The sequence below is a fragment of the Tabrizicola aquatica genome (assembly GCF_002900975.1).
GTDB lineage: Bacteria > Pseudomonadota > Alphaproteobacteria > Rhodobacterales > Rhodobacteraceae > Tabrizicola > Tabrizicola aquatica.
In genome coordinates this window covers 504,196-523,563 of sequence record NZ_PJON01000002.1, presented here as the reverse complement: position 1 = coordinate 523,563, position 19,368 = coordinate 504,196, and the positions used below count along the sequence as shown (strand labels likewise).

Genomic DNA, 19,368 nt, shown 5'->3' with positions numbered 1-19,368 from the left:
CTGACGCCCGCCCCGGTCGCCGGGGCGGGCATTTTTCTGCGCCCATCGTGCGCGTCCTATCCAGGCCCCGCGGTTCCCATCTCCCCAAGCCCCCGCACGGCATGTTAGCCTTGCGCCATGCCCAGCCTCTGCCGCGACTGCCTGACCGTGATCGAAAGCGCAGCCCCGCGCTGCCCGGCCTGCCGCTCGCCCCGGATGGTCAGCCATACGGAACTGACGCAGCTTTCCATCGCCCACATGGACTGCGACGCCTTCTATGCCTCGGTCGAGAAACGCGACAACCCCAGCCTGCGCGACCAGCCCGTCATCGTCGGCGGCGGGCAGCGCGGCGTCGTCTCCACCTGCTGCTACATCGCCCGGATCAAGGGCGTCCGCTCGGCCATGCCGATGTTTCAGGCCCTTAAACTCTGCCCCGAGGCGGTGGTGGTGAAGCCCCGCTTCGCCGCCTACACCGAAGCCTCCCGCGCCATCCGCGCGATGATGGAGGAGTTGACCCCCGCCATCGAACCCCTGTCTCTGGACGAGGCCTTCCTCGACCTGACCGGCACCGCCCGCCTGCACGGCGCTGCGCCCGCCGTCCTCCTGGCCCGCCTGACCAAGCGGATGGAGGATGAGCTGGGCCTCACCGGCTCCATCGGCCTGTCGCACAACAAGTTCCTGGCCAAGATCGCCTCCGACCTCGACAAACCGCGCGGCTTTTCCGTGATCGGCAAGGCCGAGACCGAGGCCTTCCTGCGCCCAAAGCCGGTCCGCATCATCTGGGGCGTAGGCCAGGCAACCCAGACCGCGCTGGAACAGGCCGGCATCCGCGCCATCGCCGATCTTCTGCGCTGGGACCGCGCCGACCTCGGCGCGCGGTTTGGCAGCATGGGCGACCGCCTCTGGCACCTTGCCCGCGGCCTCGACACGCGGCGCGTACAACGCGACGAGCGGCCGAAGTCGATCTCCAAGGAAACCACCTTCTTCGAGGATACTTCGGATCCCGACCTTCTCGACGGCCATCTCTGGCGGCTGTCCGAGCAGGTCGCCGACCGCGCCAAGGCCAAGCGGCTGGCGGGGCGTACGGTGACGCTGAAACTGAAGCGCAAGGATTTCCAGCTGGTCACCCGCCGCCACGCGCTGACCGATCCCACGCAGCTGACCGACCGCATCTACCGCGCCGCGCGCGACCTCTTCGACCATGCCGGCACCAGCGGCCCCTTCCGCCTGATCGGTGTCGGCATCTCCGACCTTGCCCCCGAGGATCAGGCCGACCTCTCCCAGGACCTCCTGGACCCCGGCGCCACCCGCCGCGCCGCCGCCGAACGCGCCACCGACGCGATTCGCGCCAAGTTCGGCGCCGAGGCAATCATCAAGGGCCGCGCGCTGCGGTAAGTCACCTGATTTTTCGCAGAAAAATCTTCACTCCGCCGCCAGCGCCACGCCAGACGGCCGCACCAGTTCGGCCACCACACCGGCAATCAGGCTGCGGAACGCCTCGAACCCCGCCAGCGGCTCGACCCGCACCTCGTCCATGTACAGCGCCCGATCAATCTCGACCTGCACCACATGCACCCCGCGCGACGGCCGGCCATAGGCCTGCGCCACATAGGCCCCCGCGAACGGAGCATTCCGCCCCACCCGCAGTCCCGCCCCGGCAAAGGCCGCCTCGATCCGCTCCATCACCTCGCGCCCCGCCGCCACGCCATAGCGGTCTCCCAGCACCACTTCGGGCCGGTTGTGGCCCGGCCGGGTATGCGCCTCGATCGCCTCGTGCGGCATCGAGTGGCAGTCGATCAGCACCGCCTGACCATGGACCGCCCGCGTCTCCTCGACCAGCGCCGCCAGCGCCTGGTGATAGGGATGCCAGTACCGCCGCAACCGCGCTTCCGCCTCGGCCAGGGGCAGCTTGCCGCGATAGATCGCCCGCCCCCCGGCCACCACGCGGGGAATCACCCCCAGGCCCGACGCAACCCGGGGATTGTGCGGCACCCGGTTGATCCCCTCGATCACCGCCGGGTCCAGTTCATCGGCCGCCCGGTTCAGGTCCAGATAGGCCCGCGGCACCCGCGCCGCCAGAAGCGGCGCCCCCAGACCCGGCGCGCAATCGAACAGCTCGTCCACAAAGGCATCCTCGGACGACCGGATCGCCGCCGCATCCAGCAGCGCCTGGGCCAGAAAGCTTTTCGGGTAATCCCGCCCCGAATGCGGCGAGGCGAAGATCACCGGCCCGGCCACCCGGACGGGGCGATGCAGCACGAAGGCCTCGGTGGTCTGGGTGGCAATCTCGGGCAAGGGCTGTCCTTCCGTTCCCCTTCGATATAGCCCCATTATCCTGAAAGCCAAAACCCCTTGCAGGCCCCCGCACTTGTCAGTATAGACCCCCCGACCGACGCGGATCGCCCCGCGTCCTTTTCGTTTCACCGAAGGGGACCAAGGCGGCCGAACAGGGAAAGTGGGCGGTTAGCTCAGCGGTAGAGCACTACGTTGACATCGTAGTGGCCACTGGTTCGATCCCAGTACCGCCCACCATTCACCGCTCCGCAAGGGGCACGTTGTTTTCAATCGGCGCAGACGCGCCGCGACAGGAGAAGCCTGATGAAGGTTGCAAACTCGCTCCGCTCGCTGAAGACGCGTCATCGCGATTGCCAGGTCGTGCGCCGCAAAGGCCGCGTCTATGTGATCAACAAGACGCAGAAGCGCTACAAGGCCCGCCAGGGCTAAGCCGCTTCCGGCAGATGGACTAACGGGCCGCCCAGGGAAACCTCGGCGGCCTTTTCCTTGGCCGCCGCTCGTCGATGACGGCGTCACGCCTCGCTGTCCCGCGACGACAAGACGACGTCGCACGAGGAGCAGCCTCGCCCGTCCCCAAATCCTTTCAAAAAGATTTGCAAAACCGCGCGAAGGGTTTTGACCTGCACTCAGACGCGGCCGAAAGAATCACATGCACCCCAATCCCGCCTTCCGTCAGGACCCGCGCGACAAGAACCTGGCCTTCGCCCGCGCCCGGGGCTTTGGCCTGCTTTCCGTGAACGGCGCCGACGGCCCGCTTGCCGCCCATATCCCGTTCCTCCTGAACGCCGACGCCAGCTTTGCCGACCTGCATCTGGCCCGCTCGAATCCCATCGCCCGCACCGGCCTTCCCGCCCCCGCCCTCCTCGCCGTCTCGGGGCCTGACGCCTATATCTCGCCCGACTGGTACGGCCCGCATGACCAGGTGCCCGACCATGTCCCGACCTGGAACTACGTCGCCGTCCACCTGCGCGGCACGCTGGAACCGCTGCCCGAGGACGCCCTGCGCCCCCATGTCGATGCCCTGTCGGCCGAGCATGAATCCCGAATCACCGACAAGCGCCCCTGGACCAGCGCCAAGATGACCGAAGGCGCGATGCCACGGATGATGCGGATGATCCTGCCCTTCCGCTTTCATGTGACCTCGGTCGAAGGCACCTGGAAGCTGAACCAGAACAAACCGGCCGAGGTCCGCGCCCGCGCCGCCGAGGCCCTGTCCAAGGGCAATGCCACCGCGCAAGAGATCGCCGCTCTGATGCGGGACTTGCCATGAAGATCATCCACGACACTGACCAGAGTCTGATGATCGAGGACCAGCCCTGGCTGATCGGCATCCTGATGATCGTCATGGCGCTGGTCTTTGCCTTTGGCGGCATGGCGCTCCTTGCCTCGGGTGAGGGGTTCGGCGGGGCAATGATGCTTCTGGTCGGTGTCGGCGTGCCGGTCCTGATCGGGGCGCTGATGGTGCAGCGGGTGCGCCTGACCTTCGACCGCAGCACCGGCACCGTGACCCGAACCCGCCGCTCGGTCCTGGGCCTGACCATTGCGACGCACGCGCTGGATCGGCTGGACCAGGCGCGCGTCGGGGTCAGCACCGACGGCGACGGCACCACCTACCGGATGGAGCTGGACCTGCGCGACCCGCCCGAGGTTGTCCCCTTCACCAGCTATTACACCAGCGGCCGGCGCCCGGAAGCGATGGCCCGCGCGGTCAACGACTGGCTGACCCGCCCCCGTTGAGCCCGCCCCCGTTGAGATTGTGCAGGACGGCCGCGCCCCAGGTCGCGGCGCGGGCGCCACGGGCGGCCCCGGCCCTAAGCCGTGGCCTCGCCGTAACAAGACGCGGACTTCGACCTGGAACTGGTCAGGCCCGCGCCGGATTGCCTTGTTTCTGCCCCCCGGCCCCGGTCAGCCCGCGCCCGGCCTCCAGGCACAGGCCCCGCTGCACCCGCGCGCGAACTGCGCCTTGGGCACCGGGTCAAGCCAGGACCACCCTTCCTCTTCCGGCCTACCCGGCTCAAGTCATCCCCCTGCCCGGCCCAAAAGCAAAGGCCATGACGCACCCACGCGCAGACTGTGCCTTGCAAAACGGGTCAGGCAAAAACCACCCTTCCTCTCCCAGCCGCCTCGGCCCCAAGCACAAGCGCCGCTGCACCCACGCGCGAACTTTGCCTTGGGAAAGGGTCAGACCAGACCAACCTTCCTTCTCAGCCTCTCCGGTTCCCGTCAGCCACCACCGCCCCGGCCCCCAAACACAAACCTCGCCGCACGCAAGCGCGGACCGTGTCCGGGTAACGGGTCAGGCATGAACCGACCTTCCTTCCCCAAGCCTCGCTGGCTCCCGTCAGCCACCACCCCGCCCCCAAGCACAGGCTCCGCCGAACTCAAGCGCGAACTGTGCCTCGGGAACGGGTCAGGTCATGACCAACTTATCGCGTCCCGCCTGCCCGGTTTGCGTCAGCACCGGTCAAAGCCTGGGTCCCGCCTCACCCAAGGTCGGCCTGTGCCAGGTAACGGGGCAAACCTGACCACCTATCCTCCGCCAGCCCCCCGGTTCGTGTCAGCCTGCTCTCTCCCCCGGGGGGCGGAAAGCGGCCCAGCGGTTCACCCCCCCGCGCCCAATGTCCCGAGACCCGCCCCGCTTGCGCGCCGAAATCGTCGCGCGCGGCCCTCGACCAGCCGTTAATTTTCCGTTACTGCCCACGCTCAAGCACCTGAAACCAAAAGAAATCCCCGTTCGGTCCACCGTGGACACATCACGGGCCAGTTTACACTCCACCCCCTCCGGCCCTACAGTCCCCCAGCAGCCCGGAGGTTCCCATGCCCCTGCCCCTTGCCCCCCTGATCCCCCTCGCCGTCCGCTTCGGCCTGGTCGCGACGACTACCTGGGCCGTGACCCGCTGGGTCCGCGCGGCCACCCACCCCGGCCGCACCGACCAGCGGGCCGAGGACGCGCTGGATGCGATGGATGAGGGGCTGGCCGTCCACCGCCCCGCCGACCGGGCCGAGGATCGCCAGACCAACCTTGCCGCCCGCACTCGCCGGGTGATCCGCTTCCGGGGCCGCAGCTACGAGATTGACGCCGGCCTGATCGCCCGCCTGCGTTTGCGGGGGACCGGGGAATGAAGCTCTACCACGCCCCCCTGTCGCCCTTCGTTCGGAAGGTGACGGTCCTCCTCCACGAAGCCGGGGCCACCGACCGGGTCACGCTGGTCCCCGCCTCGGGCAGCCCGCTGGACCCCGGCACGCTGCCGGTGGACCGCAACCCCCTGGGCAAGATCCCCGCGCTGGAGCGGCCCGACGGCCCGACCCTTTACGACAGCCGGGTCATCACCCGCTACCTGGACGACCTTCTGCACGCGGGCCTTTATCCCGCCTCGCCGCATCTTTGGGACACCCTTGTCATCGAAGCGACCGGCGACGGCATCGCCGAGGCCGCGGTCCTCATGCGGTACGAGGTGCACGTCCGCCCCGAGGCCAGCCGCTCCTCTGAATGGGTCGAGGCGCAGTGGCAGAAGATCGCCCGCGCCCTGGCCGCGGTCGAGGACCGCTGGATGAGCAACCTTGTCGGTCCGCTGGACATGGGCCACATCGCCCTGGGCTGCGCGCTGGGCTACCTGGACCTGCGCCATGCCGAGCGCGACTGGGCGCGCGATCACCCCGCGCTGGCGGCCTGGTGGCGCGACTTTGCGGCCCGGCCCGCGATGGTGGCCACCCACCCCGCGCCCTGATCCCGCGTCCAACACGCAACAACAAGGCCCGCAGCCCACAGAATACGCCGCCTGCGCGCCTTTGTCCGCTGGACGAGTGCGAAAGCCTTGGCTAGATACGCCCTCGTCGGGGCATGGGTTACCATTGCCCCTCACGTCATATGGGTCGGCATCACCGGCCTGAAAGGGGAGAAGATCTCGTGTCCCACGCAGACGATCACGCAGGCACCGGCCAAGGCACTCGGCGGGATTTCCTGTACTACGCAACGGCTGGTGCCGGCGCGGTGGCCACGGGTGCCGCCGTCTGGCCGCTGGTCAACCAGATGAACCCTTCGGCCGACGTGCAGGCGCTGGCCTCGATCCTGGTCGACGTCTCGGCGGTCGAGCAGGGGACGCAGCTGACGGTGAAATGGCTGGGCAAGCCGGTGTTCATCCGCCGCCGCACCGCGGAAGAGATCGAAGCCGCCCGGGCGACCGAGCTGACCGATCCGACGATCATCGACGCGCAGGCGCAGAACGCGAACAAGCCGGGGGCCGATGCCTCGGACGTGAACCGCACGCTGGACGAAGCCGGCGAGTGGCTGGTGATGATGGGCGTCTGCACGCACCTGGGCTGCGTTCCGCTGGGCGATGGCGCCGGTGAGTTCGGCGGCTGGTTCTGCCCCTGCCACGGCTCGCACTACGATACGGCGGGTCGCATCCGCAAAGGACCGGCGCCCCGGAACCTTGACGTTCCCGTCGCCGCCTTCTTCGACGAAACCACGATCAAGCTCGGGTAAGGATCTTTAGACATGGCCGGAATTCCGCACGACCATTACGAGCCCAAGACCTCGGGCCAGCGCTGGCTGCACAAGCGGCTGCCCATCGTGGGGCTGCTGTACGACACCATCATGATCCCCACGCCCAAGAACCTGAACTGGATGTGGATCTGGGGCATCGTCCTGACCTTCTGCCTTGCGTTGCAGATCGTCACCGGCATCATCCTGGTGATGCACTACACCCCGCATGTCGACTACGCCTTCGCGTCGATCGAGCATATCATGCGCAACGTGAACGGCGGCTACTTCATCCGCTACCTGCACATGAACGGCGCCTCGCTGTTCTTCTTCGCGGTCTACCTGCACATCTTCCGTGGTCTCTACTACGGGTCCTACAAGGCCCCGCGCGAGATCACCTGGATCATCGGCATGCTGATCTACCTTCTGATGATGGGCACCGCCTTCATGGGCTATGTTCTGCCCTGGGGTCAGATGTCCTTCTGGGGTGCAACCGTGATCACCGGCCTCTTCGGCGCGATCCCGGGCATTGGCGAACCGATCCAGACCTGGCTGCTGGGCGGCCCGGCGGTGGACAACGCCACGCTGAACCGCTTCTTCTCGCTGCACTATCTGCTGCCCTTCGTCATCGCGGCCCTTGTCGCGGTGCATATCTGGGCCTTCCACACCACCGGCAACAACAACCCGACCGGGGTTGAAGTCCGCCGCGGCTCCAAGGAAGAGGCCGAGCGTGACACCGTGCCGTTCTGGCCCTACTTCGTGATCAAGGACCTGTTCGCGCTGGCCGTGATCCTGGCGGTGTTCTTCGCCATCGTCGGCTTCATGCCGAACTACCTGGGCCACCCCGACAACTATATCGAGGCGAACCCGCTTTCGACGCCCGCGCACATCGTCCCGGAATGGTACTTCCTGCCGTTCTACGCGATCCTGCGTGCCTTTACGGCCGACGTCTGGATCGTGATCGCGGCCGAGTGGCTGTCCTTCGGCATCATCGACGCCAAGTTCTTCGGCGTTCTGGCGATGTTCGGGGCTATCGCGGTCATGGCGCTGGCGCCCTGGCTGGACACTTCCTCGGTGCGGTCGGGCCGCTATCGCCCGATGTTCAAGTGGTGGTTCGCCCTGCTGGTCGTCGACTTCATCGTCCTGATGTGGTGCGGCGCCATGCCGGCGGACGAGCCCTATGCCACGATCTCGCTGATCGCCTCGGCCTACTGGTTCGCCTACTTCCTGGTGATCCTGCCGCTCTTGGGCGTGATCGAAAAGCCGCTGCCTCAGCCGGCCACGATCGAGGAAGACTTCAACGCGCACTACGCGCCGAACGTCGGCGGCACCAAAACCGTCGCGGCCGAGTGAGAAAGGAACTGAGCATGTTCAGGAAAATCGCACTCACCGCCGCTTCGGCACTGGTCCTGACGGCGGGGCTTGCCCTCGCTGCCGGGGAAGAAGGGCATATCGAGGACATCGACTTTGCCCACGAAGGTCCGTTCGGCAAGTTCGACCAGTTCCAGCTGCAGCGCGGCCTTCAGGTCTATACCGAGGTCTGCTCGGGCTGCCACGGTCTGAAATACGTCCCGCTGCGCACCCTGTCGGACGAGGGCGGCCCCGGCCTGCCCGAAGACCAGGTGCGCGCCTATGCGACGCAGTTCACCGTGACCGACAAGGAAACCGGCGAGGACCGTGAGGGCCTGCCGACCGACAACTTCCCGGCCAACAACAACGCCGGCGCACCGGACCTGTCGATGATGGCCAAGGCCCGCGCTGGCTTCCACGGGCCTTACGGCACGGGGATGAACCAGCTGTTCAAGGGCATGGGCGGACCGGAATACATCTACTCGATCCTCACCGGCTATACCGGCGAAGAGAAGGAAGAGTTCGGGTCCTTCTTCTATGCGAACACCGCCTTCCCGGGCGGCTGGATCGCGATGGCCCCGCCGCTGTCCGATGACCAGGTGACCTATGCCGACGGCCACCCCGCCACCGTGCATCACATGGCCGAGGATGTGTCCGCCTTCCTGATGTGGACGGCCGAGCCCAAGCTGATGGACCGCAAGCAGGCCGGCTTTGTCAGCGTGATCTTCCTGATCATCCTGTCGACGCTGCTGTACCTGACCAACAAGCGGCTTTGGGCAGGCATCAAGGGCAAGAAGCAGCACGCCTGATCGGCAGACTGCCAAACGAATCGAAAGCCCCGCCCCCGTGGCGGGGCTTTTCATTTGCGCCCAAGATAGTCCTGCAGGGCGGGCGGCGGGTCGTCCAGCAGGGCAGCCGTCGGCAGCGGGGATTGCACTACCCCATCGGCGATAAAGGCGGTCCGGCTGGCAAACGTGCGGACATCGTCGGGGTCATGCGTGACCAGAATCACCAGCGCGCCGGTGCTGGCTGCAACCTCGTCGACCAGGGCCAACATCTCGCGCCGCAGCGCCGGGCCAAGGGCGGCAAAGGGTTCGTCCAGCAGCAGGATCGGCCGCGCCCGCAGCAGCGCCCGCGCCAGTGCGGCCCGGCTGGCCTGCCCACCCGACAGCTGCGCCGGCCGCCGCGCGCCCATCCCGGCCAGTTCCACCCGCTCCAGCGCCCGATCAACCTGAAGGCGCTGCTCGGCCGATAGCCGCAGGTCAGGCCGCAGCCCCAGGCTCAGGTTCTGCGCCAGGGTCAGGTGCGGGAACAGGTTCTGGTCCTGGAACAGGATCGTCACCGGCCGCGCGCCGGGCTCCTGCCCCGCAAGATCCTGCCCCGCCCAGCGAATCGCCCCGGCCTGGGGCGCCAGAAAACCGGCCATGGCCGACAGCAGCGTGGATTTGCCCGACCCCGATGGCCCCATCACGGCAATCCGCTCTCCTGCCGCAGCGGTCCAGTGGGCGGTCAGGTGGAAGCCGCCCTGCACCAGAGTCAGATGGTCAAGCTCCAGCACGACGCCCCCAAGCATCACAGGCCCAGAACAGGGCAAAGGACAGCACCACCAGCAAAAGCGAGGCCGAGGCCGCCGCCTCCAACCGGTATGCCCCGGTCAACTGGCTGACGACAAGCGGCAGGGTTGCTTGCCGTTCCCCCGCGAACAAGGCGATTGCGCCAAGGTCGCCCATCGACAGGGCCGCCGCGATCCCCGCGCCAAAACCCAACGGCCGGGCCAGACGCGGCAGGACCAGCCAGCGCAACCGCGCCCAGCCTGTCAGGGCCAGACTGTCGGCCAGCCGCCCGTAATCCGCGGCAAGGGCGCGGGTCTGCGGCAGCAGGATGCGGTACAGATAGGGCAGCGAGAGCGCCGTGTTGACCAGGATCGTCACTGGCAAGGCCAGCCGCATCGGCGGGGCAAAGGGCTGGATCAACAGGAACAGCCCCGTTCCCAGCACCAACCCCGAGGTGGCCAGCGGCAGGGTTGCCGCCGCCTCGATCCCCGGCGCGGGCCGCCGGGCCGCCGCCAGGGCCAGCACCAGCGCCGCCGATGTCGCCAGCGCGGCCGAGACCAGCGCCACCAGCACCGACCGCCCCGCCGCCGGCAGGACCGAGGCCGGCAGGTCCGCCAGCCCCGGCACCCCGCGCAGGACGACAGCCCCCAGCGGAAGAACCAGGAACGCAGCCGCCAGGATCAGGGCCAGACCGTCCAGCCCCCACCGCCACCCACCCGGCCGGGCCAGCGCCAGGTCACGGTCCAGGCCAGCGCCGAATCCGGCCGGCCGCACCATCACCCAGGCCACCAGCGCCGCCACCGCGCAAAGCGCCACCTGCACCCCCGCCAACCCGGCGGCGCGGGCCAGGTCGAACTCGAACCGAACGGCCTGATAGATCGCCAGCTCGATGGTGGTCGCCGATGGCCCGCCACCCAGCGTCAGCACCACGGCAAAGCTGGTCAGGCAGATCACCAGAATCACCAGTGCCACGCCCGGCAGCACCTCGCGCAGCATGGGCCATTCCAGGTGGCGGAACGTCTCATTCGGGGTGAAACCCAGCGAGCGGGCCAGGCGGATACGCTCGGCCGGCAGGGCAAGCCAGCCTTGCAGGATCATCCGCGTGGCAAGGGGCAGGTTCAGGAACACATGCGCCAGCACGACGCCGTGCAGCCCATAGATCGAGATCGGCGGCAGGCCGACCGCCAGCAGCCCCTGGTTCAGCACCCCGGACCGGCCGAACACCGCCAGCAGTCCCAGGACGGCGACGACGGCGGGCAGCAGAAAAGGCGCGCCCATCAGGGTGACAAGGGCGCCCCGCCCCGCAAAGCGCCTGCGGGCCAGGGCGCGGGCCACCGGGATGGCAAGCACCGTGGAGAAACCCGCCGAAAGAACGGCTTGTGTGACCGAGAACCGGATCACCGCCCAATCTGCCGGGCCCAGCGCAATCCCCGCCCCGCGCCAGCCGACCGCCGCCATCGGCGCCAGGACCAGCGCCAGCAGAAGCAGCGCCAGCAGCCGGGCCGGCAAGCCCCGCGTCTGGCGCTCTGCCCGGTTCACGCGGCCAGCCCCCTCATTTCGCCAGCGCAGCTTGCCATTCGGCCAGTGCCGCGTCGCGGGCAGCCAAAGCTTCGTCCGGCGTCAGCAACAGCGACTTGGCCGGGCGGAAGGCGTCAAATCCTTCGGGCAGGCCGCCCGCCGGGGTGACGGCAGGATACATCCAGTTGGTTTGCGGAATCACCGACTGGAAGGCATCGGTCAGCATGAAATCCAGGAACTGGTCCGCAAGTGCCGGCTGGTCGGTCGCGGCCAGCTTTCCAGCCACCTCGATCTGCATGTAATGGCCCTCGTCGAACAGCGCCGCAGCCTTGGTGTCGTCGCTTTCGGCAATCAGGTGATAGGCCGGGCTGGTGGTATAGGACAGGACCATGTCCGCCTCACCCTCCAGGAACAGGCCATAGGCTTCGGACCAGCCGGGGGTGACGGTGACGATATTGTCGGCCAGCCCCTGCCAGATCTCGGGCGCGCGGTCGCCATAGGCGGCCTTGACCCACATCAGCAGACCCAGGCCGGGGGTCGACGACCGGGGGTCCTGGATCACGATCTTCAGGTCCGAGGCGGCAAGCGCCTCAAAGCTTTTCGGGGGTTCCGCCAGCTTGGTCTTGTCATGGACAAAGGCGAACCAGCCCCAGTCGAAGGGCAGGAAGTTGGGGTCGGCAAACTCCACCGGCAGGGTCGTCGCCGGCGTTTTCCCGTGCGGCGCGAAAAGTTGCGTGGCGGTCGCGGCGGCGGTCAGGCTCGTGTCCAGGCCAAGCACGACATCCGCCTCGGACGCAGCCCCTTCCAGCTGGATGCGCGCCAGCAGCGCGGCACCGTCGCCAGCCGGCACGAATTGCAAGTCGCAGGCGCAGGTTGCCTCGAACGCCGCCTCGATCGCCGGGCCGGGGCCCCATTCCGAGGTAAAGCTGTCATAGGTCAGCACAGTCAGCACGGGGGTTTCGGCCAGCGCCGGGGTGGCGATGGTCAACAGGCCCGCAGCAAGGAGTTGTTTTTGCATCGTTTTCTCCATGGTGCGACGGAATGGTCGGGGATGGAGAACCCATGCACCTTCCCTCCGCCGGTATGATCCGGTTCAGGTTCGACGGGTTCGCTTGCGCATCTCAGCCGGTCAGGGCTCCCCGAGGTGAGGTGGAACATAGGGGTTTGTGGCAAAGGCGCAAGGGGCCTGCATTGCCTGCTGGTCCTGCTCAGGCCGGCCCGCGCTCGCCGCGCAGCTGGTCGATGAACTGACGCAACAGCGGCACGCGGCGGGGGCGAAAGCTTTCGGCTGTCAGCCGCAAGTTCTGCATCTGGTGGACCTTGAACCGCCGGAAGTCCTGCCGCAGGCAGCAGAAGGCCAGGCATTGCACCTCTCGGTCCAGAAAGACGGTGCCCAGCGGCCAGATCCGGCGCTGGGTGACTTGGCCGTTCAGGTCGCGGTAGGCCAGGTCCAGCGCCCGCTCTTCCCACGCGGCCTCGCGCAGGGTTTGCATATGCGGCGGCAATGGCGCGCGGCGCTCGAAGCGGTAGGTCTGGGTGACCGCGTGGATCGCCTGGCGCTGCACCCGGTCGGGCAGGGTGGCGATGATCTTGGCCTGCGCCTGCGCCGCCGCCTTGGCCAGCGCGGGATCGCCGGCCATCTTGACCTCGGCCAGACCCAGCACCAGCGCCTCGACCTCCAGCCTGGTGAACATCTGCGGCGGCAGGGCGGGGTCCTCGGTCAGGGTGTAGCCAGCCCCGGCCTCGCCATCGATCAGCGCGCCGGCCGCCCGCAGGGCCTGAATGTCGCGATACAGCGTGCGCTCCGACACCCCCGTCTCCTCGGCCAGCCGCGCCGCCGTCACCGGCTGGGGCAGCAGCCGGAAGGCGTTCAACAGACGGAACAGGCGGTCGGACTTGGGCATCTGATCCTGACAGGTTCTGGCAGGAGGGGAAGGTTAGTCTGCCCCCATCGACATGCAAGGAGAAAGACATGCTTACCCTGTATCATTCCCCCGAAAGCCGCTCGATCGCGATCCTGTCGCTGATCGAGGAGATGGGCATCCAGGACTGGATCGACGTTCGCGTCGTGACCATCCCCCGGATGGACGGCTCGGGCGGGCGCGACCCGGCGAACCCGCATCCCGAGGGCAAGGTTCCCGCGCTGGTGCATGACGGCAAGGTCATCACCGAACGCGGCGCGATCATCCTGCACCTGACCAGCCTGTTCCCCGACAGCGGCATGGCCCCGCCCGTGGGCACGCCCGACTGGGGCGTCTTTGCCATGTGGATGGCCTGGTATCAGGGCGTTCTGGAACCCGCTTTCATCATGGAGGGTGCGGGCGTCTCGCACCCCTGGATGACGGCGGCGATCCGGGACCACAAGACCGCAGTTGCCCGCCTGCACGCGGCGCTGGAAAAGGGGCCGTGGATCATGGGCGCGCAGTTCAGCGCGGCGGATATCCTGCTGCACGGGCCCTATGCCTGGTTCCCGGATGGCACACCCGACGACCCACTGATCCGCGACTGGGTGGACCGCTGCAAGGCGCGGCCGGCCAGCCAGAAGATCCGGGCCGAGGACGCCCGGCGGATGGAAAGCCTGCGCGCGGCGTAAGGCTTCAGCCTGGCGGTCGGCGCGACAGCTGCACCGCCAGGATGCCGCCCATGGTGATGGCGACCCCGACCGCATCCAGCGGCCGGATCGCCTCGCCCAGAAGGGCGGCCGCGATGGCCACGCCGAAGAACGGGTTCAGGAAGTGGAAGGTCGAGGCCCTGGTGCTGCCGATCCGGCCCACCAGCGCGAACCAGATCAGCGTGGCCGCCAGGCCGGGCACCAGGATCTGATAGGCGAATGCCGCCAGAAACGCCGGTGTCACCCGCACCTCCAGCACTTCGGTCGCGGCCGAGACCAGGCCCAGCGTCCCCGCGCCGACCAGCATCTGCAGCCCCACGACCATCAGCAGGTTCCCCCCGGCCGAGGCATTGCGCACCGTCAGCGTCGCCACCGCCAGCGCCAGCGCGCCCAGGATGCACAGCGCGACCCCCAGGGGATCGGCACCCGACGTCAATCGCGTGCCCATGATCAGCCCGACGCCGACAAACCCGGCCACCAACCCCGCGACGCCCAGCGCCGGCACCCGCTCGCGGAACACCAGCCAGGACAGGGTCGCGGCGATCAGCGGCATCGACGCGGCGATGATCGCGGCCAGCGACGCCTCGACCCACTGCATCGCGACAAAGTTCAGGCCCAGATACAGCGCGTTCTGACACAGGCCGAACAGGATCACCGCCCGTGCCTGCGCCGGGGCCAGCCGCCAGCTTTGCCCCAGCGCGCGGGCGACCAGCACTGCCAACAGGCCCGAGATCAGAAAGCGCAGCGACAGCGAGGCCAAAGGCGGCGCATGGGCCACGATCACCCGCGCCGTGGCGAAGGCCGAGGACCACATGGCCGCAAAGGCCGTGCCCAGAAGAAGCGCGCGAACGTCCATCGCGCGGTGGTGCCCCTGGCGACAGGAAAGGTCAAGCCGGCGGCTGCCACAGCTCGATCGAGGTGCCTTCGGGATCATGGATGCGGGCAAACCAGCCGTAGCTCCCGTCGCCGTCCCAGTCGGCGCGGGTCTCGACGGCGATCCCCTCGGCCCGCAAGCGCAGGATCAGCCCCGGCAGGTCATCGACGCGCAGGTTCAGCATCCATTGCTTGTCGGCCGCGAAATAGTCGCTGTCGGCCCGGAACGGGGAAAAGACCGTCGGCCCGGCCTCTTGCATCCAGACCGTCGTGTCGGGCTGGGTGATGCCAAGGTGGCGCTGATACCAGTCGGCCAGCGCCTGCGGGTCGCGGGCGCGAAAGAAGATGCCGCCGATGCCGGTGACGCGGGCCATGGTCGCCTCCCAACGAAAAAGGGCCGTCCCTTGGACGACCCTCTCACATCTGCGGTCGTGGCGACAGGGTCAGCCGTTGACCACGTCCTTCAGCGCCTTGGCGATGGCGAACTTGACCTGCTTGTCGGCCGGCTTGGTCATCGTCTCGCCCGTGGCGGGGTTGCGGACCTGACGCTCGGGGCGGGCCTTGCAGGCAACCTTGCCCAGACCCGGCAGGGTCACGGCACCCCCAGCGGCGACTTCCCGGGCGACAACCGACGCAACGGCGTCCAGAGCGGCACCAGCGGTTTTCTTGTCGCTGCCCATGGCTTCGGCCACGGCGGCGACGAGCTGGGTCTTGGTCATCGGTTTGGACATCTGATCATCCTTCGTTGTTATTTGCGCATGTAATCGGCATGACTGCGCCCACCAGCGGCAGGCGGCCCATCCCCAAGCGAGGCCACGGCCCAAACACACAGTTTCCGGCCCAAAATCAACCCCTGAACGGCGAAAACCGGAACGGCCCGGCGATTTTCACCGCGTCACAGGAAGGCGGTTTCCTCGAAGCTGCGCAATTTCCGGCTGTGGAGCCGGGCAATCGGCGTCTCGCGCAGACGCTCCATCGCGCGGATGCCGATCTGCAGGTGGCGGCTGACCTGGGTCTTGTAGAAATCGCTGGCCATGCCGGGGAGCTTCAACTCGCCATGCAGGGGCTTGTCGCTGACGCACAACAGCGTGCCATAGGGCACCCGGAAGCGGAAGCCGTTGGCGGCGATGGTCGCGCTTTCCATGTCCAGCGCCACGGCGCGGGACTGCGACAGGCGACGCACCGGGCCGGACTGGTCGCGCAACTCCCAGTTGCGGTTGTCGATGGTCGCCACAGTGCCGGTCCGCATGATGCGCTTCAGCTCATAGCCTTCCAGCTGCGTAACCTCGGCCACCGCCTTTTCCAGCGCAATCTGGATCTCGGCCAGCGCCGGGATCGGCACCCAGACCGGCAGGTCGTCGTCCAGCACATGGTCGTCGCGCAGATAGGCATGGGCGAGGACAAAATCGCCCAGCGACTGGCTGTTCCGCAGCCCGGCACAGTGCCCGACCATCAGCCAGGCATGGGGCCGCAGCACCGCGATATGGTCGGTCGCGGTCTTGGCGTTGGACGGGCCGACACCGATGTTGACCAGCGTGATCCCCTGCCCATCCGCCCGTTTCAGGTGATAGGTCGGCATCTGCGGCATCTTCGCGACCGACTGGATCATACCGTCCGGCGTCGTGATCTCCTGGTTTCCGGTCGCAACGAAAGCGGTATAGCCGCTTGCCGGATCGGCCAGCATGGCGCGGGCATAGGCCTCGAACTCATCGACATAGAACTGATAGTTGGTGAACAGCACATGGTTCTGGAAATGCGTCGGATCGGTCGCGGTGTAATGCGCCAGCCGCGCCAGGCTGTAGTCCACCCGCTGCGCGGTGAACGGGGCCAGCGGGGCCGAACCGTCGGCATAGCGCGTCAGCGTGCCGTTCACGATGTCGTCGTTGGTGGTGGCAAGGTCCGGCACGTCGAACACGTCGCGCAGGCTGAAATCCATCACGCCTTCCTGCGGCACCGCCACCCCGGCATTGCCCACGGCAAAGTGGATCGGGATCGGCGTGTCCGAGGGTCCGACCTCGACCGGAACGCCGTGGTTCTGCACCAGAAGTTCGATCTGCTGGATCAGATAGTTGCGGAACAGGTCCGGCCGGGTGATCGTGGTCGCATAGGTCCCGGGGCTGGAGACATGGCCAAAGGACAGGCGCGAGTCGACCTTGTCGAAGCTGGTCACGGTGATCCGCAACTCGGGATAAAAGGCCCGGATGCGGCGGCCGGGATTGCCCTTGGCGATGGTTTCGCCAAAGCCCTGAACCAGGAACTGCGTCGCATCGACATACAGCGCCTGCAACAGGTCCACGGCGGCGGCGGCGTCGGTAAAGCTTTCATGGGCGCGCGGCGCCGGGCAAAGCAGAGAGGTGATCGGATCGTCCTGCATCTTGGGTCCTGAAACTGATCCGCCATATAAGCCGAAAGGTCGGGGCTTTCGCAAGTGAAGCCATTATGACGCCCCTTGCACCCGCGCGGCCCGCCCCCGATAGTCCGCCACATGACGACACTTCTTTCCCTTGGCCACGGCTATTCCGCCCGCGCCCTGGCCCGGCGGCTGGTTCCGCAAGGCTGGCGCATCATCGGCACCACCCGCAACCTCGCCAAGGCCCAGGCCTTCCGGGATGAGGGGGTAGAGCCACTCCTCTGGCCCGGCGATCTTGGCCCCGCGCTGGCGCAGGCGACGCATATCCTCTGCTCGGCCGCGCCCGATGCGCAGGGCGACCCCTTCCTGCAAGCGGTGCCAGACATCGCCGCTGCACGCGCCGAATGGGTCGGCTATCTGTCCACCACCGGCGTCTATGGCGACCATCAGGGCGGCTGGGTGGACGAGGCGACGCCGCTGACCCCGCAATCCGACCGCGGCCGCCAGCGCGTCCTGGCCGAGGAGCAATGGCGCGCCACCGGCCTGCCGGTCCACATCTTCCGCCTTGCCGGCATCTACGGCCCCGGCCGCGGCCCGTTCGAGAAGGTGCGCGACGGCACCGCGCGGCGGATCATCAAGCCGAACCAGGTGTTCAGCCGCATCCACGTCGACGACATCGCCCAGGTGCTTGAGGCGTCGATCCGCCGCCCCAACCCCGGCGCGGCCTACAACGTCTGCGACGACAACCCCTGCCCGCCACAAGAGGTGATCGGCTACGCCGCCCAGCTTCTGGGGATGCCCGAACCGCCTGCCGTTCCGTTCGAAGCAGTGGCACCCACGATGACTCCCATGGCGCTGGGGTTCTATCAGGAATCAAAGCGGGTCCGTAACGACCGTATCAAGGACGAGCTTGGGGTGAACCTTCGCTATCCCGACTACCCCGAAGGCCTGGCCGCCCTGCTGCGCGACGAAGTGTAAGCGCCGCGCCCGGGAACACTCCTCAAGCAGGTCATGCACGCGTCGTAGCCGCCCAGCGAGGAGTGCGCGAAGTGCCCGACGAGCGGCCGGTCAAACCGCTACTGCGCGGCGATCTCGCGCGCTTGCGGGGCCAGGATCGCCTCACTTACCGCCGACAACGCCAGCGCCGCCGCGCCATGCGCCCACAAGAGGTCCCCCCAGGCGTGGATCTCGATCGGCGGACGTGGGCGGCCGGTGTTGATCGCCAGATTGTCCATCTCGTCCAGCGTCTCGGCGGCGTAAAGGTAGTCATACCGCATCCGCTCCCCGGACAGGATGATCAGCGAGGGGTCGAACAGGTTGACGACATTCGAAAGCCCCACCGCCAGGTAACGGCCCGCGCGGCGGAAGATCGACTTCGCCGTCGCGTTCCCGGCCTTGGCATGGTCGTACAGACTTTCCAGCAGCACGTTGATCGGCTGGCTTTCCTTGTGCCCCCAGTTCAGCGCCGTCGTCGCCTCGCGCGCCAGGGCATAGTCTGCGATATAGGCCTCCAGACAGCCGCGCTGCCCGCAGCGGCACAGGGCGCCGTCAAGCTGCACCTTGGTATGGCCCAATTCCATCCCCACCCGCTGCGCGCCGCGATAGATTCGGTGGTTCATCACGAACCCCATGCCGACGCCATGCTCGATGGTGACCACGGCAAAGTCCGGCAGGCTGCGCCCCGCGCCGAACCACAGTTCCGCCAGGGCGACCAGGTTCGCGTCGTTGTCGATGGTGACCGGCAGGCCCAGCCGCGCGCCGGCCGCCGCAGCCAGGGCCACCGACCGCTCGGCCAGGACCGAGGACCACAGCACCATCCCCTCGGCGCTGTCAACAAAGCCCGGCACACCGATCCCCACCGCCGACAGGGCGCCACGCTCCAGCCCGGCCTTGGCGCAGACCCGGTCCAGCAGCGTCTCGATCGCATCCAGGATTTCCGCGACCGACATCGGCCCCGGACGGCGCGGGATCACGTCGTCGGCGATCAGGTTGCCGGCAAAATCGACGACCACCGCGGTATGTTCGCGGTCCGACAGCTTCATCCCCGCCACGCGATGCGCCCCAGCCCGCACACCCAGCGCCACCGCCGGACGACCGCGCCCGGCCTCGTTGTCGCGGGGGGCGGCGACCTCTTCGATCAGCCCGGTCTCGATCAGTTCGGACGTGATCGTGGTGACCGAGGCCGGGCTGACCCCCAGATCCTTGGCCACCTGCACGCGGGGAATCAGTCCGGCGGCGCGCACCAGTTCAAAGACCTGTTGGCGCAGGGGGCGCTGCGTTTCGGCCAGCGGGGGGATCAGCGGCCCCACGCCCTTGTGCGCACCGGTCTCCGAACGGATGGTTTTCGGCGGCATTT

The 19,368-nt window shown here is 67.8% G+C and carries 21 protein-coding genes, 1 tRNA gene and 1 riboswitch; of the genes, 12 read left to right on the top strand and 10 right to left on the bottom strand.

The features are described from left to right. The first annotated feature begins 117 nt into the window (after positions 1–117). Positions 118–1,374: a DNA polymerase IV gene (locus tag CXR42_RS10880; protein WP_103257552.1), complete on the top strand. Its 1,257-nt coding sequence runs from the start codon at positions 118–120 to the stop codon at positions 1,372–1,374. A 27-nt stretch (positions 1,375–1,401) separates the two neighbouring features. Here the strand turns inward: CXR42_RS10880 and CXR42_RS10875 are convergent, their stop codons facing one another. Continuing rightward, the gene (locus CXR42_RS10875) at positions 1,402–2,274 is read right to left on the bottom strand and encodes an N-formylglutamate amidohydrolase (RefSeq protein ID WP_425444856.1); all 873 of its coding nucleotides are present in this window, start codon (positions 2,272–2,274) and stop codon (positions 1,402–1,404) included. A 162-nt stretch (positions 2,275–2,436) separates the two neighbouring features. On the opposite strand from CXR42_RS10875, the gene CXR42_RS10870 reads away from it, so the two are divergent. The 9 genes from CXR42_RS10870 (at position 2,437) to CXR42_RS10830 (ending at position 8,916) form a co-directional block, all read left to right on the top strand. Beyond that, positions 2,437–2,511, top strand: a tRNA-Val gene (locus CXR42_RS10870). A 66-nt stretch (positions 2,512–2,577) separates the two neighbouring features. Then, on the top strand, positions 2,578–2,703 hold the full coding sequence (ykgO, locus tag CXR42_RS10865; protein ID WP_023666132.1) for a type B 50S ribosomal protein L36: 126 nt from the start codon (positions 2,578–2,580) through the stop codon (positions 2,701–2,703). Positions 2,704–2,923: 220 nt separating this feature from the next. After that, on the top strand, positions 2,924–3,544 hold the full coding sequence (locus tag CXR42_RS10860; protein ID WP_103257550.1) for an FMN-binding negative transcriptional regulator: 621 nt from the start codon (positions 2,924–2,926) through the stop codon (positions 3,542–3,544). Next, positions 3,541–4,011, top strand: a complete 471-nt coding sequence (locus tag CXR42_RS10855) for a hypothetical protein (protein ID WP_103257549.1) — start codon at positions 3,541–3,543, stop codon at positions 4,009–4,011. Before CXR42_RS10860 ends, CXR42_RS10855 begins: the two co-directional genes overlap by 4 nt. 1,080 nt (positions 4,012–5,091) lie before the next feature. Further along, positions 5,092–5,397 carry a hypothetical protein gene (locus CXR42_RS10850; protein WP_103257548.1) on the top strand — a complete coding sequence of 102 codons (306 nt, stop codon included), beginning with the start codon at positions 5,092–5,094 and terminating at the stop codon, positions 5,395–5,397. Continuing rightward, entirely contained in the window at positions 5,394–6,002 is a 609-nt protein-coding gene (locus CXR42_RS10845) for a glutathione S-transferase (protein ID WP_103257547.1), read from the top strand. The genes CXR42_RS10850 and CXR42_RS10845 overlap by 4 nt, the downstream gene beginning before the upstream one ends. Positions 6,003–6,181: 179 nt before the next feature. Continuing rightward, a complete protein-coding gene (gene petA / locus CXR42_RS10840) occupies positions 6,182–6,760 on the top strand; it encodes a ubiquinol-cytochrome c reductase iron-sulfur subunit (protein ID WP_103257546.1) in 579 nt (192 codons plus the stop codon). A gap of 12 nt (positions 6,761–6,772) precedes the next feature. Next, complete coding sequence (gene petB, locus CXR42_RS10835; RefSeq protein ID WP_103257545.1) at positions 6,773–8,110, top strand: cytochrome b; 1,338 nt, start codon at positions 6,773–6,775, stop codon at positions 8,108–8,110. A 14-nt stretch (positions 8,111–8,124) separates the two neighbouring features. After that, positions 8,125–8,916, top strand: coding sequence for a cytochrome c1 (locus tag CXR42_RS10830; protein WP_103257544.1), 792 nt, complete (start codon positions 8,125–8,127; stop codon positions 8,914–8,916). 50 nt (positions 8,917–8,966) lie between these two features. Here CXR42_RS10830 and CXR42_RS10825 read toward each other — a convergent pair whose 3' ends face one another. From CXR42_RS10825 to CXR42_RS10810, 4 genes are all read right to left on the bottom strand, one after another. Beyond that, entirely contained in the window at positions 8,967–9,665 is a 699-nt protein-coding gene (locus CXR42_RS10825) for a thiamine ABC transporter ATP-binding protein (RefSeq protein WP_103257759.1), read from the bottom strand. Further along, the gene (locus CXR42_RS10820) at positions 9,652–11,118 is read right to left on the bottom strand and encodes an ABC transporter permease family protein (protein ID WP_146038058.1); all 1,467 of its coding nucleotides are present in this window, start codon (positions 11,116–11,118) and stop codon (positions 9,652–9,654) included. Before CXR42_RS10820 ends, CXR42_RS10825 begins: the two co-directional genes overlap by 14 nt. 94 nt (positions 11,119–11,212) lie before the next feature. Continuing rightward, a complete protein-coding gene (thiB, locus tag CXR42_RS10815) occupies positions 11,213–12,196 on the bottom strand; it encodes a thiamine ABC transporter substrate binding subunit (protein ID WP_103257758.1) in 984 nt (327 codons plus the stop codon). Positions 12,197–12,231: 35 nt separating this feature from the next. Next, positions 12,232–12,330: riboswitch (TPP riboswitch) on the bottom strand. 56 nt (positions 12,331–12,386) lie between these two features. Beyond that, positions 12,387–13,082 (bottom strand): helix-turn-helix transcriptional regulator, encoded by a 696-nt coding sequence (locus CXR42_RS10810; RefSeq protein ID WP_103257542.1) that lies wholly within the window; start codon positions 13,080–13,082, stop codon positions 12,387–12,389. 68 nt (positions 13,083–13,150) lie between these two features. Between CXR42_RS10810 and CXR42_RS10805 the strand changes: the two genes are divergently transcribed. Then, positions 13,151–13,771 (top strand): glutathione S-transferase family protein, encoded by a 621-nt coding sequence (locus CXR42_RS10805; RefSeq protein WP_103257541.1) that lies wholly within the window; start codon positions 13,151–13,153, stop codon positions 13,769–13,771. A gap of 4 nt (positions 13,772–13,775) precedes the next feature. Here the strand turns inward: CXR42_RS10805 and CXR42_RS10800 are convergent, their stop codons facing one another. From CXR42_RS10800 to CXR42_RS10785, 4 genes are all read right to left on the bottom strand, one after another. Next, the gene (locus tag CXR42_RS10800) at positions 13,776–14,645 is read right to left on the bottom strand and encodes a DMT family transporter (protein ID WP_103257540.1); all 870 of its coding nucleotides are present in this window, start codon (positions 14,643–14,645) and stop codon (positions 13,776–13,778) included. Between the two features lie 31 nt (positions 14,646–14,676). Continuing rightward, positions 14,677–15,036, bottom strand: a complete 360-nt coding sequence (locus tag CXR42_RS10795; protein WP_103257539.1) for a VOC family protein — start codon at positions 15,034–15,036, stop codon at positions 14,677–14,679. A gap of 69 nt (positions 15,037–15,105) precedes the next feature. Then, complete coding sequence (locus CXR42_RS10790; protein WP_103257538.1) at positions 15,106–15,393, bottom strand: HU family DNA-binding protein; 288 nt, start codon at positions 15,391–15,393, stop codon at positions 15,106–15,108. Between the two features lie 164 nt (positions 15,394–15,557). Then, positions 15,558–17,036, bottom strand: a complete 1,479-nt coding sequence (locus tag CXR42_RS10785) for an AMP nucleosidase (RefSeq protein WP_103257537.1) — start codon at positions 17,034–17,036, stop codon at positions 15,558–15,560. 111 nt (positions 17,037–17,147) lie between these two features. On the opposite strand from CXR42_RS10785, the gene CXR42_RS10780 reads away from it, so the two are divergent. Next, entirely contained in the window at positions 17,148–17,990 is an 843-nt protein-coding gene (locus CXR42_RS10780) for an SDR family oxidoreductase (RefSeq protein ID WP_103257536.1), read from the top strand. A 98-nt stretch (positions 17,991–18,088) separates the two neighbouring features. Here the strand turns inward: CXR42_RS10780 and CXR42_RS10775 are convergent, their stop codons facing one another. Continuing rightward, the gene (locus CXR42_RS10775) at positions 18,089–19,366 is read right to left on the bottom strand and encodes an ROK family transcriptional regulator (protein ID WP_103257535.1); all 1,278 of its coding nucleotides are present in this window, start codon (positions 19,364–19,366) and stop codon (positions 18,089–18,091) included. Positions 19,367–19,368 lie beyond the last annotated feature (2 nt).

Excerpts from the sequence above, each read along its gene's own strand:
- CXR42_RS10790 (WP_103257538.1), bottom strand. The coding sequence starts at position 15,393 with ATGTCCAAACCGATGACCAAGACCCAGCTCGTCGCCGCCGTGGCCGAA.
- CXR42_RS10880 (WP_103257552.1), top strand. The coding sequence starts at position 118 with ATGCCCAGCCTCTGCCGCGACTGCCTGACCGTGATCGAAAGCGCAGCC.
- CXR42_RS10775 (WP_103257535.1), bottom strand. The coding sequence starts at position 19,366 with ATGCCGCCGAAAACCATCCGTTCGGAGACCGGTGCGCACAAGGGCGTG.
- CXR42_RS10795 (WP_103257539.1), bottom strand. The coding sequence starts at position 15,036 with ATGGCCCGCGTCACCGGCATCGGCGGCATCTTCTTTCGCGCCCGCGAC.
- CXR42_RS10850 (WP_103257548.1), top strand. The coding sequence starts at position 5,092 with ATGCCCCTGCCCCTTGCCCCCCTGATCCCCCTCGCCGTCCGCTTCGGC.
- CXR42_RS10860 (WP_103257550.1), top strand. The coding sequence starts at position 2,924 with ATGCACCCCAATCCCGCCTTCCGTCAGGACCCGCGCGACAAGAACCTG.
- CXR42_RS10820 (WP_146038058.1), bottom strand. The coding sequence starts at position 11,118 with ATGGCGGCGGTCGGCTGGCGCGGGGCGGGGATTGCGCTGGGCCCGGCA.
- CXR42_RS10830 (WP_103257544.1), top strand. The coding sequence starts at position 8,125 with ATGTTCAGGAAAATCGCACTCACCGCCGCTTCGGCACTGGTCCTGACG.
- thiB (WP_103257758.1), bottom strand. The coding sequence starts at position 12,196 with ATGCAAAAACAACTCCTTGCTGCGGGCCTGTTGACCATCGCCACCCCG.
- CXR42_RS10845 (WP_103257547.1), top strand. The coding sequence starts at position 5,394 with ATGAAGCTCTACCACGCCCCCCTGTCGCCCTTCGTTCGGAAGGTGACG.
- CXR42_RS10805 (WP_103257541.1), top strand. The coding sequence starts at position 13,151 with ATGCTTACCCTGTATCATTCCCCCGAAAGCCGCTCGATCGCGATCCTG.
- CXR42_RS10855 (WP_103257549.1), top strand. The coding sequence starts at position 3,541 with ATGAAGATCATCCACGACACTGACCAGAGTCTGATGATCGAGGACCAG.
- CXR42_RS10810 (WP_103257542.1), bottom strand. The coding sequence starts at position 13,082 with ATGCCCAAGTCCGACCGCCTGTTCCGTCTGTTGAACGCCTTCCGGCTG.
- CXR42_RS10785 (WP_103257537.1), bottom strand. The coding sequence starts at position 17,036 with ATGCAGGACGATCCGATCACCTCTCTGCTTTGCCCGGCGCCGCGCGCC.
- CXR42_RS10800 (WP_103257540.1), bottom strand. The coding sequence starts at position 14,645 with ATGGACGTTCGCGCGCTTCTTCTGGGCACGGCCTTTGCGGCCATGTGG.
- ykgO (WP_023666132.1), top strand. The coding sequence starts at position 2,578 with ATGAAGGTTGCAAACTCGCTCCGCTCGCTGAAGACGCGTCATCGCGAT.
- petB (WP_103257545.1), top strand. The coding sequence starts at position 6,773 with ATGGCCGGAATTCCGCACGACCATTACGAGCCCAAGACCTCGGGCCAG.
- CXR42_RS10780 (WP_103257536.1), top strand. The coding sequence starts at position 17,148 with ATGACGACACTTCTTTCCCTTGGCCACGGCTATTCCGCCCGCGCCCTG.